We start from the raw sequence: 14592 nt of genomic DNA on the forward strand, positions 1-14592 counted from the left end.
GCGCGATCAGCGCCGGGCGAGGCGCTCGGCGTCGGCCCATGCCCGCTGGGCCGGGGTGAGCGCAGACGATGCGGCGGCGGTCGCCGGGGCTCCGCGCCACGCGTGGCAGAGCGCCAGTGCGAGGGCGTCGGCGGCGTCGGCCGGCTTCGGGAGCTCGTCGAGGCGGAGCACGCGTGCGACCATCGTCTGCACCTGCCGCTTGTCCGCGTTGCCGTACCCGGTGATGGCGGCCTTCACCTCCGACGGCGTATGCGTGGCTGCGGCCAGCCCGCGCTCCCCCGCGACGAGAAGGGCGATGCCGCTCGCCTGCGCCGTGCCCATCACCGTCTGCCGGTTGTGCTGCGCGAAGACGCGCTCGACGGCGACGACGTCGGGGATGTGCGCGTCCAGCACGGCCCGCAGCCCGGTCGCGATCACGGCGAGGCGCTCTTCGATGGGGGCATCGGCCGCGGAGCGCACGACTCCCACGTGCACGAGCGTCGCCGAGCGGTCGGGCGCGACGTCCACGACGCCCACTCCGCACCGCGTCAGGCCGGGGTCGATGCCCAGTACGCGCAGAAGACCGCGTCGGTTCGGGGATGCCACTCCTCCACGCTAGGCGAGGACGACGGATGCCTCGGCCAGGCGCGCTGCGCCGGGCCGAGGCATCCGTCCCGTATCAGTCCTCGTCGTTCTCGAGCTCTGCCTGCACCTCGGCGGTGAGGTCGAAGTTGCTGTAGACGTTCTGCACGTCGTCGCTGTCTTCGAGGGCGTCGATGAGGCGGAACACCTTGCGCGCGGTGTCGGCGTCGACCTCGACCTTGAGGTTCGGGACGAACTCGACGTCGGCCGACTCGTAGTCGATGCCGGCGTCCTGGAGGGCCGAGCGCACCGTCACGAGGTCGGAGGCCTCGGTGATGACCTCGTAGCCCTGCGCGTGCGGCTCGACCTCTTCGGCGCCGGCCTCGAGCACGGCGAGCATCACGTCGTCCTCGCTCGTGCCCTCGCCGCCCACGACGATGACGCCCTTGCGCGTGAAGTTGTACGCGACGCTGCCCGGGTCGGCGAGCGTGCCACCGTTGCGGGTCAGGGCGGTGCGCACCTCGGCCGCCGCGCGATTCTTGTTGTCGGTCAGACACTCGATCATCAGGGCGACGCCGTTCGGCCCGTAACCCTCGTACATGATCGACGAGTACTCGACCGACTCGCCCCCGATGCCGGCACCGCGCTTGATGGCGCGATCGATGTTGTCTTTGGGGACAGAGGTCTTCTTCGCCTTCAGGACGGCGTCGAACAGAGTCGGGTTGCCCTGCAGGTCGGGACCCCCGAGCTTGGCCGCCACCTCGATGTTCTTGATGAGCTTGGCCCACGACTTGGCACGCCGGGCGTCGATGACGGCCTTCTTGTGCTTGGTCGTTGCCCACTTGGAATGCCCGGACATGGTCCTCCTGTATACACGCTCGTCGGCAGGTCGCGTCCGTCGCGCCCTTCGGCGCGGCGCCCGCCCGACGGAACATTCTATTCCCGTCGCAGCGCGGGTTCGCGGCAGGGGTTCCCGGCGGAGCTCCGTGGCCCAGGTCCGTGGTGCGCCGGGGAGCCTACAGCGTGGCGGGGATCTCCCGCCCGGGGAACAGGGTCGCGTACTGCTTGCGGTAGAGGCCCTTCCCCACCAGGCGGTAGGCGGCTCGCACCGGGAACGGGATGTCCTTGAAGAACTGCTCGCGCTCGCCCGGCGGGTTGGTCGCGAGGATCATGCCGAGGTAGGCGAGCACGACCTTCGTCTCGAATGCGTCGACGCCGTGGCCGGCCATCGCCGACAGCTCCTTCTCGGTCAGCACCCTGTCGACGGCGGGCGTGACCTCGGTGACCTCCCGCCGCAGATGCACGAGGAGCACGGCCGACAGTGCTTCGTATCTCTCTGCGAGTTCGTCCCGCAGCGTCGTATCGGCGGAGGCCATCCACGCCGTGCGGATCGGCGTGAGTGCGTCGAGCATGGCCCTCACCTGCGCGTGCTGCTCCAGCATCTGGGCGATGTGCATCGCGCAGGCCGGCGCCCGCTCCGCCAGCCGCGGGTACATGAACAGGTCCTCGCCCTCGTGGTGGACGTGCAGGAGCTTGTCGAAGGTTCCGAGCACCTCGCCGACGTAGGCGACGCGTTCCACGTCGCCTCGGTCGACCGATCGCACGAGCCCCGGCGCCTCGCCGTACGCCCAGAGGAAGACGCGGTGCACGCGCCGCATCGCCGCCGTCGCCTGGCATGTCACCGGACCGTCGGGCACCGGCGCAGCGGACTCGCCGCTGCGCATGGTGAAGAAATCGGACATCGCGCATCGCCCCCCAGCAGGATGTGCCACCTCGGCGCAGGCTACTCCCCCGGGGACGCGCGGGCAATGGCCGGTCGGCGCGGGGCGGCGTGCTACAGCGCGAACTCGAACCCGAAGCGGGACGACAGCAGCGCGACGAGGTCGCGAGGGACCTTCGTGAGATAAGCCGGCGCGGGCGCGAGGTGCTCGGCCGACCCGATGAACGGGAAGTAGACCGGGCCGTCCGTCAGCCGCTCCACCCGCTCGCGTACGGCGACGATCTCGCCGCCCACGCGCCTCAGGTTCGGCAGGGTGATCGGGGAGGCAAGGCGCAGGGTGTCGCTGATCGGCATCCGCCAGTGAGGCAGCTCGTCGCCCCGCCGCCGGCGCGTCTCCTCTCCCAGCGGCCCCAGCACACGACCCCACGCGGCGATGCCCGGTACCGGCAGCGTGCGGTCCCAGACGAAGAGCGTGTCGCCCGGCTCGGTGAAGCCGACCAGTTCGTGGGACCACTCGAAGCGGCGCTCGTCGCCGGCCTTCGGGGCCGACAGCGCGTCGCCGACGACGCCTCTCGACGGGGCGATCATCCAGTAGCGCTCCTCGGGATGCTCACGCCACCAGTCGTTGATCGTCATGATCCAGAATCTACCGCGACGTCTCCCCGATGCGCCCTCATCGCGCCTTGTCGCGCACCATGTCGAGGAACAGGCGATGGAAGCGGTACTCCCCCGTGACCTCCGGGTGGAACGAGGTCCCGAGGAGCGAGCCCTGCCGAACGGCGACGATGCGGCCGTCGTCGAGTGTCGCGAGTCGCTCGACACGGTCGCCGGCCTCCTCGACGAGAGGGGCGCGGATGAACACGGCGTGCACCGGCGGATCACCGAGCGCGGGGACGTCGAGGTCCACCTCGAACGAGTCGACCTGGCTGCCGAAGGCGTTGCGGCGCACCGTGACGTCCAGCCCGCCGAAGGTCTGCTGGTCCTGGATGCCGTCTGTGATCCGGTCGGCCAGCAGGATGAGTCCCGCGCAGGTTCCGTACACGGGCATGCCGCCCGCGATCGCCTCGCGGATCGGCTCGCGCATTCCGAAAGCCCTCGACAGCTTGTCGATCACGCTCGACTCGCCGCCGGGCAGCACCAGGCCGTCGACCTCGGCGAGCTCGGCGGGGCGGCGGACCGTCGTCGCGTCGGCGCCGAGGTCCGTGAGCACGCGCGCGTGCTCACGGACATCCCCCTGCAGGGCGAGGACGCCGACGCGGAGCCGAGGTGTCGTCACCACCCGCGCTCGGCGAGCCGGTGCGGGGCGGGGAGGTCGGCGACGTTGATGCCCACCATCGCCTCGCCGAGGCCGCGCGACACGTCGGCGATCACTTTGGGGTCGTCGTAGAACGTGGTGGCCTTCACGATGGCGGCGGCGCGCTCTGCGGGGTTGCCCGACTTGAAGATGCCGGATCCCACGAACACGCCGTCGGCGCCCAGCTGCATCATCATCGCGGCGTCCGCGGGGGTGGCGACACCGCCGGCGACGAAGAGCACCACCGGGAGCTTCCCGGTCTCGGCGATCTCGGCGACCAGATCGTACGGTGCCTGCAGTTCCTTCGCTGCGACGTAGAGCTCGTCCTTGGTCATGGAGCGGAGCACGTTGATCTCGCTCGAGATCTTGCGGATGTGCTTGGTCGCCTCCGAGACGTCGCCGGTGCCCGCCTCGCCCTTCGAGCGGATCATCGCGGCGCCTTCGTTGATGCGACGCAGCGCCTCGCCGAGGTTGGTCGCGCCGCACACGAACGGAACGGTGAAGTTCCACTTGTCGATGTGGTTGACGTAGTCGGCCGGTGAGAGTACCTCGGACTCGTCGATGTAGTCCACGCCGAGCTCCTGCAGCACCTGCGCCTCGACGAAGTGGCCGATGCGCGCCTTGGCCATCACGGGGATCGAGACGGCGTCGATGATGCCGTCGATCATGTCGGGGTCGCTCATGCGCGACACGCCGCCTTCGGCGCGGATGTCGGCGGGAACACGCTCGAGCGCCATGACGGCGACCGCGCCGGCGTCCTCGGCGATCTTCGCCTGTTCCGGCGTGACGACGTCCATGATGACGCCGCCCTTGAGCATCTCGGCGAGGCCGCGCTTGACGCGGTCGGTTCCCGTGTCGGTGGTCACGAGCTTTCCCTTCGATCGGCGCGCGCAGGCGCATGATTGAGGACAATGCGGGTATTGGCCTAGGCCAAAAGATAGCATGAGGAGGCCGCGGCGTCCGCCGGACACCGCCAGCCAGACAGGGCCCCTATGAACTTCGACATCACCGGCCGATCCGCGTCAGAGATCGCCGAGAGCCTGCGCGCTCTCATCGAGCGCGGCGGCCTCCGACCAGGCGATGCGCTCCCTTCCGTGCGGTCGCTGGGCGACGAGCTCGGCGTCAACCGCAACACCGTCGTCGCGGCCTACCGCCAGCTCACGCAGGCCGGCGTCATCGTGACACGAGGACGCGGCGGCACCCGCGTCGCCGACGTCTCCCCCGTCGCCCAGGAGGGCTTCGCCGCCGACAGCGTGCTGCGCGACATCGGCACCGGCAACCCCGACCCCGATCTCATCCCGGATCTCTCCGCCGCCCTCGCGCAGATGGCAGGACGCCCCGTCCTGTACGGCGAGCCCGTGATCGAGCCGGGCCTGGAGAGGTGGGCGCAGGAGTGGATGCGCGCTGACCTCGCCGCGGGTTCCGACCTGCGCATCACCATCACGAGCGGGGCGGCCGATGCCGTCGAGCGGCTGCTCGCGCAGGCGCTCACCCGCGAGGACGCCGTCGCGCTCGAGGACCCGTGCTTCCTCACGAGCATCCACACCGTCCGCATCGGCGGCTATCGTCCGGTCCCGGTGCCGGTCGACGACGAGGGCATGACGGTCGCCGGGCTTCGGGCGGCGCTCGCGCAGGGGGTCCGGGCGGTCGTCCACACACCCCGCGCCCAGAACCCGACCGGTGCCAGTCTGTCCGCCCGCCGTGCGGGCGAGCTGCGCGAGGTGCTTCGCGAGCACCCCTACGTGCTCGTCATCGAGGACGACCACTTCTCGCTGCTCTCGCGGCGGCCGTTCCACTCGCTCATCTCGCCGGACCATCGGCGGTGGGCGCTCGTGAGGTCGGTCTCCAAGTTCCTGGGACCCGACATGTGCCTCGCGGTCACGGCATCCGATCCCGAGACGGCCGAGCGGCTCGCGATGCGTCTCACTCCCGGCACGACGTGGGTGAGCCATCTGCTGCAGCGACTGACCCACGCGCTGGTGACGGATGCGGCGACCATGGCGGCCATCGAGCGTGCCGGTGAGCACTACGCGGCGCGCAATGCCGCGTTCGTCGAGAGGCTCGCGGCCGAGGGGATGACCGCCGACGCGGGCGATGGACTCAACCTCTGGATCCCGCTGCCGGTGCCCGCGCGCTCGGTCTCCGAGCAGCTCATGCGCCGCGGGTGGCTCGCGCGTCCCGGTGACGAGTTCGTCCTCAGCAGCGAGGGCCCATCGCACCGCCTGCGCCTCACCGTCCACGACCTCGACGACGCCGGAACCGAGCGGCTCGCCGCGGACCTGGCAGCCGCGGTGCGCGCCGCCGGTGGACGGCTGGCCGAGCCGGAAGTGGCATGATCGAGCGGTGAAGATCCTCTCGATCCAGTCCGCGGTCGCCTACGGTCACGTCGGCAACTCCGCCGCCGTCTTCCCGCTGCAGCGCATCGGCGTCGAGGTCATGCCGGTCTACACGGTCAACTTCTCGAACCACACGGGCTACGGTGCCTGGCGCGGTCCGCTCATCAGCCCCGACGACGTCCGCGACGTCATCACCGGCATCGAGGAACGGGGCGCGTTCCCGCACGTCGACGTCGTGCTGTCGGGCTATCAGGGCGGCGAGGGCATCGCCGACGTCATCCTCGACGCCGTCGCGCGCGTCAAGCGGGCCAACCCCGCTGCGGTCTACGCCTGCGACCCCGTGATGGGCAATGCGAAGTCGGGCTGCTTCGTGGCACCGGCGATTCCCGTGCTGCTGCGCGAACGCGTCGTACCGGCCGCCGACCTGATCACGCCCAACCAGTTCGAGCTGGGCTTCCTGACCGGCACCGAGCCCGCCGACCTCCCGTCGACGCTGGCGTCGGCCGACCTGGCGCGCGCCATGGGGCCGAGCACGGTGCTGGTCACGAGTGTCGAGCGCCCCGACCGCCCGGAGGGGACCATCGAGATGCTCGCGGTGACCGATGAGGGCGCCTGGATCGTTCAGACCCCGCACATCCCGATGAAGGCCAACGGCTCGGGCGACGTCACGGCCGCGCTCTTCACCGCGCACTTCCGTCGCACGGGCGACCCGGCAGCTGCACTCGCCCGCACGACATCGAGCGTCTACGACCTGCTCGAGCGCACCCACGCGTCGGGCGAGCGCGAGCTGCAGCTCGTCGAGTCGCAGGAGGCCTATGCCCATCCGCGCCTGCAGTTCGAGGTCACGCGAGTGCGGTGACGCCGCGGGGCGCGGCATCCGTCTCTCCTCCACGAGACTGCACGAGCGCACCTTGGCGCGCGCTCGAACGGTGCGTCCGTGCGGTCTGGCGCGATCGCGCGGGCGTCAGGCGTTCCAGGCGTCGAAGACCACGCGCCGCACGTCGCCGAGCAGCTGCGGCAGCGCCTTCGTCTTCGCGATGATGGGGAAGAAGTTCGCGTCGGAGCCCCACCGGGGGACGATGTGCTGGTGCAGGTGCTCGTCGACACCTGCGCCCGCCACGTGGCCCTGGTTCATGCCGATGTTGAAGCCGTCGCACCGCGACACCTGACGGAGCACCCGCATGCCCTGCTGCGTGAGCGCGCCGATCTCGGCGACCTCCTCGTCGGTCGCCTGGTCGTACGTCGCGATGTGACGGTACGGGCACACCAGCAGGTGACCCGAGTTGTAGGGGAAGAGGTTCAGCAGCGCGTAGGCCGTCCGGCCACGGAAGACGATGAGGCCGTCCTCGTCGGACTTGCGCGGCGCCTCGCAGAACGGGCACTCCTTGCGGAGCACCTCGGGACCCGCCTGGATGTACGCCATCCGGTGCGGGGTCCACAGCCGCTGGAACTCGTCGGGAACCCCCGGAAGCGTCGCGGCGTCGACGAGCGGCGGGTCCGCCGCCGGCACGCCACCGGGTCCGGGCGGGTCGTCGCTCACGCGAAGTCCTCGGCCGTGTTGACCAGCGCGTGGGATGCGATCGCCTCACGCACCCGACGGATAGCGTCTGCTATGGGCACGCCGTTCTCCTGCGAGCCGTCGCGGAAGCGGAACGACACGGTGCCGGCGGACTGGTCCTGCGCGCCGGCGATGAGCTGCAGCGGCACCTTCTGGGTGGTGTGCGTGCGGATCTTCTTCTGCATGCGGTCGTCGGAGTGGTCGAGCTCGGCGCGCACGCCCTCCGTCTTCAGCTGGGCGATCACATCGCCGAGGTAGTCGGCGAAGTCCTCGGCGACGGGGATGCCGACCACCTGCACCGGCGAGAGCCACACCGGGAACGCCCCGGCGTAGTGCTCCAGCAGGATCGCGAAGAACCGCTCGATCGAGCCGAAGAGCGCGCGGTGGATCATGATCGGCCGCTTCTTCTGGCCGTCGCGGTCGGTGAACTCCAGCTCGAAGCGCTCGGGCAGGTTCACGTCGACCTGCACCGTCGAGAGCTGCCAGGTGCGGCCGATGGCGTCCTTCGTCTTGAGGTCGATCTTCGGACCGTAGAACGCCGCCTCACCGGGCACCTCGGTGACCTTGAGCCCGCTCGCGTGCGCGACGTTGCGCAGGGCGTTCGTCGAGTACTCCCAGAACTCGTCCGAGCCGATCCACTTGTCCTTCTCGTCGTCACGCATCGAGAGCTCGAGCTCGAAGTCCTCGAGCCCGAAGTCGCGCAGCATGGAGATGACGAATTCGAGGACGCGGGTCGTCTCCTCTTCGAGCTGGTCAGGGGTGACGAACAGATGCGAGTCGTCCTGCGTGAAGCCGCGCACCCGGGTGAGGCCGTGCAGCGCGCCCGACAGCTCGTTGCGGTACACGGTGCCGTTCTCCGCCAGTCGCAGCGGCAGATCGCGGTAGCTCCGCGCGCGCTCCTTGTAGATCAGGATGTGCATGGGGCAGTTCATCGGCTTCAGGTAGTAGTCGATGCCGGCCTTCGTGATCTCGCCGGTCTCGTCGCGCTCCTCGTCGAGGTGGATGGGCGGGAACATGCCCTCCTTGTAGGTGACGAGGTGGTTCGACTGCAGGAAGAGGTCCTGCTTGGAGATGTGCGGCGTGTAGACGTAGGTGTAGCCGCTCTCGATGTGGCGACGGCGGGCGTGCTGCTCCATCTCGCCGCGCACGACGCCGCCGCGCGGGTGCCAGACCGAGAGGCCGGAGCCGATCTCGTCCGGGAACGAGAACAGGTCGAGGTCCTTGCCGAGCTTGCGGTGGTCGCGCTTGGCCGCCTCCTCGAGCCGCGTCTGATATGCGCGCAGCTCGTCTTTGCTCGGCCAGGCGGTGCCGTAGATCCGCTGCAGCTGCGGGTTCTTCTCGCTGCCGCGCCAGTATGCTCCGGCGATCCGCTGCAGAGCCCAGCCGTTGCCGATGAGGCGGGTGCTGGGCAGGTGCGGTCCCCGGCACAGGTCCTTCCAGACCGTCTGACCGTCGCGGTCGACGTTGTCGTAGATCGTCAGCTCGCCGGCGCCGACCTCGACCGAGGCGCCCTCGGTCTTGTCGGCGCCCCCCTTCAGGCCGATGAGTTCGAGCTTGAACGGCTCGTCGACGAGCTCGACGCGGGCCTCCTCGTCGGTGACGACGCGGCGGACGAAACGCTGACCCTCACGGATGATGCGCTGCATCTCCTTGTCGATGGCCTTGAGGTCCTCGGGAGTGAACGGATGCTCCACGCCGAAGTCGTAGTAGAAGCCGTCGTTGATCGGGGGGCCGATGCCGAGATTAGCCTGCGGATTGATGCGCTGCACGGCCTGCGCGAGCACGTGGGCCGTCGAGTGACGCAGGATCGCAAGACCGTCGGGGCTGTCGATGGTGACCGGCTCCACGGCATCCGTCTCCTCCACCGTCGTCGCGAGGTCTTTGAGCTCGCCGTTCACGCGCAGGGCGATCACGGAGCGATCGGGGAACAGGGCGAAGCCGTCGGCGGGGTAGGACACAGCGTCAGTCACGGAAACTCTCCTGGGAATGGCTCGGATCAAGGCTACTCAGCTTCGGGCGCGCGACGCGCCCCGCCCGCTCAGGCGCCGAGCGTTCGCGTGCCGGTCGTGTGCGCCCTTGCGGCGGTCGACCGGGCGAGTTCCACGCGTCGAGTCTAGCCAGTGGTTCCCGAGCCACGTATCAGTCGCGGGCGACGGGGCTCCTGAAGGTCGTGACGAGAGCGCATGCCGGGCAATATGCTGACCTCGTCATCGCCCGCGGGCTGTACGGTTCGCTGCGGCGGACTCCGCACGGCCGGCGTTGGGGGTTCAGATGAGCGAGCAGGAGACGGCCTCGACAGCGAGGACCGAACGCGTTCGCAGGCCGCTCCGGTGCGGCGAGCCGACGATCCACGAGTTCCCGACCGCCGACGGCGTGCTGCTGCGGCTCACCCGGTTCGAGGGCGGACGCAAGGGACCCGTCATCCTCACTCCCGGCTTCGGCACGTCGGCGCTGGCGTACACGATCGACACCACCGACACCAACTTCCCCGAGTACCTGTACGAGCACGGCTACGACGTGTGGGTACTCGACTACCGGGCGAGCCCCGCACTGCCCTCCGGAGCCACGCAGTTCACGCTCGACGACATCGCGCGATACGACTATTCCGCCGCCGTCGCGATGGTGCGCGAGGTGAGCGGGGCCGAGTCCGTGCAGATCGTGGGACATTGCGTCGGCTCGCTGACCATGCTGATGGCGCTCGGACTCGGCCTCGACGGCGTGCGGTCGGTGGTCGCCTCGCAGGTGACCCTGCACCCGCGCGGGGGGACGCTCAACGAGCTGCGTGCGGGGATCTATGCGGGCAACATCCTGCAGGCGCTCGGCTTCGACACGCTCACGACCGAGTTCGACGACGACCCGTCGTGGGCGGAGTCGCTGTACGACAGGGCGCTCGCCATCTACCCTGCCGGCGACGAGCCGTGCGACAGCCCGTTCTGCCGCCGCGTGATGTTCATGTACGGCGAGGTCTACGATCACGCCCAGCTCAACGACGCCACCCACGAGCACCTCGAGGAGGCGTTCGGGGTGGCGAACATGACGACGCTGCGTCACATCACGAAGATCCTTCGTGAGGACCACGCGGTGAGCGCCGACGGCGAGCACGACTACCTCGACGACGTCACCGGACTGCGCCTGCCGATCGCCTTCCTGCACGGCGCCGACAACCGGCTCTTCCTGCCCGAGGGTAGCGAGATCACCTACGACGTGCTGCGGGAACGCAACGGCGCCGAGTTCTACACCCGCGACGTCATCCCCGGGTACGCCCACATGGACTGCTTCATCGGGAAGGATGCCGCGCGCGACGTCTACCCCGTGATCACGAACCGGCTCGACCGGCACAACTGACCAGCGCGAGGAGAGCCGCCATGACCACCACCGACCCGTCACCGGCCGCCGAGGGCACGGACTCCGCGATGCACGCGGGGCTCGCCGACCTCGCGGGCTACCCGTTCCTGTCGGCGCTCACCGAGCGCCGCACGCGGCGCATCCCGCGGGGGTTCTCCGTCAACGCCGGGCCGCTCAGCCACGAGAGCCACAACGAGCCGGCCCCGCTGAGCAGGCTCGAGGAGGCCATCCTCATCACCTGCGTCACCGGCATCACCGGCATCACGACGCACGACGGGCCGCTCGTGGAGACGAACGGGCTGAACGAGCTCGGCACGCCGTTCCTCAACATCACGGCCCGCACCGGCAGCAGCGCCGACAACGCGCAGGCCACGCACTTCTTCATGATCAACGACGACGGGATCTTCCTGCTGCGCGCCCCCCGCGGCGAGCGCGCGCTCGAACTGCTGAAGGATCTGCCGCCGAAGTGGGGCGACTGGTCCGAGGCGGACTGGATCGCCGCGGCGGACGAGTGCCTCGTGCGCGTGTCGGACCGGCGGCTCGACTTCCCCCGGGAGTGGCCGTACTACCTCGGCTGGAACAACCAGGCGTCCAACACGCCCGGCACGACGGTCTTCTTCCCCGTCGTCGACTGCACGTGGCAGTACATCAACGCGATCCTCATCATCCTCACCGAGCCGGGAGGCATGCGCCCGCTGTTCCTGGACGACTGGCGCTCGTTCCATCCCCGGAATGCCGTCGAGTGGATCGCCAAGATCGGCAGCAGCCTCGGCATCGGGCCGAAGATCCCCTATCACCCGATCGGCGGGCTCGACCGCGTGCGCAGCGGCTATCTCAACAAGGACAGCCAGGCGCCCCTGGGCTTCGGCGGTGCCCTGCGCACCGATTACGAGGCGTTCTTCTACTTCCAGAACCTCATGCTGCTGGGCCAGTCCATGGGTCTCGGCGGCTGGATCCACGGGTCGGTGTTCCCGCCGTACATCTGGCAGCAGGACGACGCGAAGGGCTGGCACGGGCTGGGGTTCCGTCTCGAGCAGCCGAAGAAGCACCGCAACTGGCCGCCCGTGCCGGCATCCCAGCCCAATCCCGTCGGCATCGACGGGATCCTCGAGGGGCTCACGCCCCCGTACGTGTCGTCGATGGACGAGGCCGTCGACCGCGTGGTCGAGTCGAAGTACAGCGCCACCGGGCCGGCGTACGGCAACGAGAAGGTCTTCTCGAGCCCCTACCGCAACGCCGACGACGCCCGCGCCTTCCTCGAGAAGGGAACGAGGTTCGGTCCCGACGAGATCGCGTACACGAAGGAGATCTGCAACTACATCTGGGACACCTACGGCCGCTTCCCGGCGCACGTGGACGCGTTCTACACGCCCGGCATGTGGCTGCAGTTCTCGCACCTGGAGCTGGAGTACTACGACCGCTTCTTCGATCCGCGGCAGTACACGCGCCAGGCCGCGCACGACGCGCTCTGGCACCCGTGACGGGTGCTCCGATCGCGAACGGATGCTGCGCCCGCGGGCGACGCGAGCTCAGAGGTGCGCGGTGAAGAAGCCGACCACGTCGTCGACCTCCTCGCTGACGTACTGGTAGCCCTCGTAGCGACCCGTCGACGGGTGGCGGATGACGCCGAGCGAGTGGGGCGTCAGCGACGAGAACTCTTCGACGATGCCCATGCGGCCCCAGGGGTCGCCGGTGCCCTGGACGTACTGGACGACGGTGTCGCCGAGTTGCGGGGCGACGTCGGCGGGGTTGTGCCGGCTGGGCAGCGGGGCGCGCAGGAAGACGTACAGCAGGTCGGTGCTCTTGGCGGCCATCGGCCCGAGCGGGCCGAGCTCGTCGCGCGAGAAGTTGCTGTTGAACACGGGCAGGCGCGTCGGCTGGACGGCGAGGAACGCCTTCACGGGAGGTCCCTCGGGAATGGCGTACATGACGGTGTTGGCGCCGGCGGAGGTTCCGAGCGCGCCGATCCGGCCGGGGTCCACGTCCGTCCGCCCCCGCAGGTACGCCAGCGCGCCGTTGAAGTCGCGCGCTTCCCACCGGCCCATCGTGAGCGGGGGCCGCTTTCCGCTCTCCCCGTGGTTCGAGAGGTCGAACAGGAGCACGTGATACCCGGCGTCGTGCAGGGCCTTCGTCGCCGGCAGGAAGTCGACGTCGCGGTCCACGAAGGGCACCCGGCCGGCCGCGTTCCCGGCGCGGTTCCACAGCCAGCCGTGCACGAACACGACGGCAGGGCCCTTGCCGAGGCCCGACGGGACGAACCAGCCGCGAAGCGGCACGGCATCCGTCGCTTCGAAGGCCACCTCCTCGAAAGCGAGCCCGACGTCCGCGGGAGTGCGGGTGAGGGGTTGACGGTCGCCGTAGACCATGAGCTTGGTGAGGTGCATGAGCTTCTTGAGGCCGCGCTCGTCGAGCGGCGGCGTCGCGCTCCGGGGCTCAGCCGGCGACGGGGACATGCGCCCGGAAGTTCACGGTCAGCCCGCTCGCCGGAAGCGGGAACAATTCGTTCGTGAGCGTCAGGTCCTGCGCCGGGATCGTCCACTCCACTTTGCGCAGGAGCAGCGTGAGGTAGACCTTGACGGCGACGGTCACGATGTTCTCTCCCGGGCAGCGGTGGTGCGTCGCCTGTCCGTCGCCGTGCGGCACGTAGCTCCCCGGCGGAAGAGCCGCCTCTCGGACCGCCTGGAAGCGATCCGGATCGAACCGGTCGGGATCGACGAAGACATCGGGGTTGCGCATGTTGATGTGGATGCCGCCCATGGCGCCCCACCCCTTGGGGATGCGGTAGCCCGCGACTTCCATCTCCTCCTGCACGCGCCCGAAGAACGTGGCCGAGTTCATCGCGAAGTACCGGCGCACCTCCTTGGAGATCTGCTCCAGGTATTCCATCCGCTCGATCTGCTCCATCGTGATGGGACCGTCGGGAGAGATCTCGAGCACTTCGGCGCGCGCGCGCTCCATGATGTCGGGATGCTGGCCGAGGATCATCGTCGTGAGCGTGAGCGGCACGAAATAGCCCCCCTGACCGGCGAAGATCAGGTGACGGACGTCGCCCCGCAGGTCGTCGAGCGGAACGTCGCTGCCGCGCGCCGCGTCGATCATGCGCGAGACGATGTCGTCGTAGCCGCCCTTCGCGTGCGCGTCGATCGCATCGCCGATGATCTCGTCCATGCGCTTGCGGCCGGCGATCGCCCTGCCGTATGTCGTGCCGGGGATCGGGACGGGGAGAGTCATGAACGCCTCCCGCATGTTCGCGAGGTGGCGGTCCATCTCGGCGGCGTGCTCTTCGCTCAGATCTCCTGTGTAGAGAGCGCCCGTGAGCCGCGCGGCGAACCGCTGCAGATCCTTCCTCGCGTCGACGACCGTGCCGGTCTCCAGCCACGGGTCGATCGTCCGCTCGAAGAGCTCCTGCATCCGCGGCAGGTACGACGCGATCGCCGAGCGGAACCCGACGGCGCGCAGCATCACGGCCTTGCGCACGTGGTGCTCCGGGCCGTCGATGAGCGCGAGCGAGTTGAGGAAGATGTGCTCGGCTGAGATGGGGTCGGCATCGCCCCGGACGATCCGCTCATCCGTCGCGAACACGTGGAACGCCTCATGACCCGAGAAGACCACGAAGCTGTTGCCGAACAGCCGCGTCTTGAAGATGGGGCCGTACTTCTCGAGCCGGTCCTTGTAGAAGCCGTGGTTGCTGCGGATGATCGCGAGTGTCTCCCCCAGCCACGGGATCCCGAATCGCCCGGGCGGGAGCGGCTTCTGCGACTTCCGCGGGCGTGCCATC

The 14592-nt window shown here is 69.4% G+C and carries 14 protein-coding genes; 4 read left to right on the top strand and 10 right to left on the bottom strand.

Features of this window, described 5'->3' with window-relative positions:
• Window positions 1-6: 6 nt before the first annotated feature.
• The 6 genes from ruvC to pdxS form a co-directional block, all read right to left on the bottom strand.
• Complete coding sequence (gene ruvC / locus ACN9MP_RS08560) at window positions 7-585, bottom strand: crossover junction endodeoxyribonuclease RuvC (protein WP_426325642.1); 579 nt, start codon at window positions 583-585, stop codon at window positions 7-9.
• Between the two features lie 73 nt (window positions 586-658).
• Window positions 659-1420 (bottom strand): YebC/PmpR family DNA-binding transcriptional regulator, encoded by a 762-nt coding sequence (locus ACN9MP_RS08565; RefSeq protein WP_426325644.1) that lies wholly within the window; start codon window positions 1418-1420, stop codon window positions 659-661.
• A gap of 157 nt (window positions 1421-1577) precedes the next feature.
• Window positions 1578-2303 carry a hemerythrin domain-containing protein gene (locus ACN9MP_RS08570; protein WP_426325646.1) on the bottom strand — a complete coding sequence of 242 codons (726 nt, stop codon included), beginning with the start codon at window positions 2301-2303 and terminating at the stop codon, window positions 1578-1580.
• 92 nt (window positions 2304-2395) lie between these two features.
• Window positions 2396-2917 carry a hypothetical protein gene (locus tag ACN9MP_RS08575; protein WP_426325648.1) on the bottom strand — a complete coding sequence of 174 codons (522 nt, stop codon included), beginning with the start codon at window positions 2915-2917 and terminating at the stop codon, window positions 2396-2398.
• A gap of 37 nt (window positions 2918-2954) precedes the next feature.
• Complete coding sequence (pdxT, locus tag ACN9MP_RS08580; protein ID WP_426325650.1) at window positions 2955-3560, bottom strand: pyridoxal 5'-phosphate synthase glutaminase subunit PdxT; 606 nt, start codon at window positions 3558-3560, stop codon at window positions 2955-2957.
• Window positions 3554-4441 carry a pyridoxal 5'-phosphate synthase lyase subunit PdxS gene (pdxS, locus tag ACN9MP_RS08585; RefSeq protein ID WP_426325652.1) on the bottom strand — a complete coding sequence of 296 codons (888 nt, stop codon included), beginning with the start codon at window positions 4439-4441 and terminating at the stop codon, window positions 3554-3556. The genes pdxT and pdxS overlap by 7 nt, the downstream gene beginning before the upstream one ends.
• Before the next feature lie 126 nt (window positions 4442-4567).
• On the opposite strand from pdxS, the gene ACN9MP_RS08590 reads away from it, so the two are divergent.
• Complete coding sequence (locus ACN9MP_RS08590; protein WP_426325654.1) at window positions 4568-5911, top strand: aminotransferase class I/II-fold pyridoxal phosphate-dependent enzyme; 1344 nt, start codon at window positions 4568-4570, stop codon at window positions 5909-5911.
• A 7-nt stretch (window positions 5912-5918) separates the two neighbouring features.
• The gene (gene pdxY, locus ACN9MP_RS08595; RefSeq protein WP_426325656.1) at window positions 5919-6770 is read left to right on the top strand and encodes a pyridoxal kinase PdxY; all 852 of its coding nucleotides are present in this window, start codon (window positions 5919-5921) and stop codon (window positions 6768-6770) included.
• Window positions 6771-6875: 105 nt separating this feature from the next.
• Here the strand turns inward: pdxY and ACN9MP_RS08600 are convergent, their stop codons facing one another.
• Window positions 6876-7451, bottom strand: a complete 576-nt coding sequence (locus ACN9MP_RS08600) for an HIT family protein (protein WP_426325658.1) — start codon at window positions 7449-7451, stop codon at window positions 6876-6878.
• On the bottom strand, window positions 7448-9439 hold the full coding sequence (gene thrS / locus ACN9MP_RS08605) for a threonine--tRNA ligase (RefSeq protein WP_426325660.1): 1992 nt from the start codon (window positions 9437-9439) through the stop codon (window positions 7448-7450). The genes ACN9MP_RS08600 and thrS overlap by 4 nt, the downstream gene beginning before the upstream one ends.
• Before the next feature lie 301 nt (window positions 9440-9740).
• Here thrS and ACN9MP_RS08610 point away from each other — a divergent pair, with 301 nt between their 5' ends.
• A complete protein-coding gene (locus ACN9MP_RS08610) occupies window positions 9741-10814 on the top strand; it encodes an alpha/beta fold hydrolase (protein ID WP_426325662.1) in 1074 nt (357 codons plus the stop codon).
• A gap of 20 nt (window positions 10815-10834) precedes the next feature.
• The gene (locus ACN9MP_RS08615) at window positions 10835-12295 is read left to right on the top strand and encodes a hypothetical protein (RefSeq protein ID WP_426325663.1); all 1461 of its coding nucleotides are present in this window, start codon (window positions 10835-10837) and stop codon (window positions 12293-12295) included.
• A 48-nt stretch (window positions 12296-12343) separates the two neighbouring features.
• On the opposite strand, the gene ACN9MP_RS08620 is transcribed toward ACN9MP_RS08615, so the two are convergent.
• On the bottom strand, window positions 12344-13267 hold the full coding sequence (locus tag ACN9MP_RS08620; RefSeq protein WP_426325665.1) for an alpha/beta hydrolase: 924 nt from the start codon (window positions 13265-13267) through the stop codon (window positions 12344-12346).
• The gene (locus ACN9MP_RS08625) at window positions 13248-14591 is read right to left on the bottom strand and encodes a cytochrome P450 (protein WP_426325667.1); all 1344 of its coding nucleotides are present in this window, start codon (window positions 14589-14591) and stop codon (window positions 13248-13250) included. Before ACN9MP_RS08625 ends, ACN9MP_RS08620 begins: the two co-directional genes overlap by 20 nt.
• Window position 14592 lies beyond the last annotated feature (1 nt).

It is taken from the genome of Microbacterium sp. E-13 (assembly GCF_049912955.1).
In the GTDB taxonomy this organism is placed as follows: domain Bacteria; phylum Actinomycetota; class Actinomycetes; order Actinomycetales; family Microbacteriaceae; genus Microbacterium.

What these genes read in the sequence shown, in the direction of transcription:
- ACN9MP_RS08565 (WP_426325644.1), bottom strand. Translation starts at nt 1,420, where the DNA reads ATGTCCGGGCATTCCAAGTGGGCAACGACCAAGCACAAGAAGGCCGTC.
- ACN9MP_RS08570 (WP_426325646.1), bottom strand. Translation starts at nt 2,303, where the DNA reads ATGTCCGATTTCTTCACCATGCGCAGCGGCGAGTCCGCTGCGCCGGTG.
- ACN9MP_RS08575 (WP_426325648.1), bottom strand. Translation starts at nt 2,917, where the DNA reads ATGACGATCAACGACTGGTGGCGTGAGCATCCCGAGGAGCGCTACTGG.
- ACN9MP_RS08590 (WP_426325654.1), top strand. Translation starts at nt 4,568, where the DNA reads ATGAACTTCGACATCACCGGCCGATCCGCGTCAGAGATCGCCGAGAGC.
- ACN9MP_RS08610 (WP_426325662.1), top strand. Translation starts at nt 9,741, where the DNA reads ATGAGCGAGCAGGAGACGGCCTCGACAGCGAGGACCGAACGCGTTCGC.
- ACN9MP_RS08615 (WP_426325663.1), top strand. Translation starts at nt 10,835, where the DNA reads ATGACCACCACCGACCCGTCACCGGCCGCCGAGGGCACGGACTCCGCG.
- ACN9MP_RS08620 (WP_426325665.1), bottom strand. Translation starts at nt 13,267, where the DNA reads ATGTCCCCGTCGCCGGCTGAGCCCCGGAGCGCGACGCCGCCGCTCGAC.
- ACN9MP_RS08625 (WP_426325667.1), bottom strand. Translation starts at nt 14,591, where the DNA reads ATGGCACGCCCGCGGAAGTCGCAGAAGCCGCTCCCGCCCGGGCGATTC.